The 310-nt window shown below is 73.2% G+C and carries 1 protein-coding gene; it reads right to left on the reverse strand.

Annotated features, from left to right (window positions below):
• On the reverse strand, window positions 1-310 hold a 310-nt coding region (locus tag ACEN88_RS35075), incomplete at both ends, for an urease accessory protein UreD (RefSeq protein WP_413347035.1).

Consider the following 310-nt stretch of genomic DNA (forward strand, 5'->3'; position numbering starts at 1 on the left):
CCCTGCTCCCACCACACGGGCCGGCCGTCGATGCGGATGCGCGTGCGCTGCCCTACCTGGCCGCGCGTAAAACGTTCGCCGGACGCGCGGCGACCGAAGCACAGCACCTCGCTGCCGATGTAGACGGCGCCCGGGGCCAGGTCGACGTCGTGCGCGAGCATCACCTCGGCGTCGTCGTAGACGATGGTTTCCTGCGGCAGCCATTCGATCGCGGCGCCGGGACCGGCGGCCAGGCGCACGTCCTGGCGCGACATGCGGCCGTTGGCGCGATACCACTTCGCGGCGCCGGGCGACGTGGCCAGCGCGTGGC

The sequence above is a fragment of the Massilia sp. CT11-108 genome (assembly GCF_047302915.1).
Classification (GTDB): Bacteria; Pseudomonadota; Gammaproteobacteria; order Burkholderiales; family Burkholderiaceae_D; genus Telluria; species Telluria orientalis.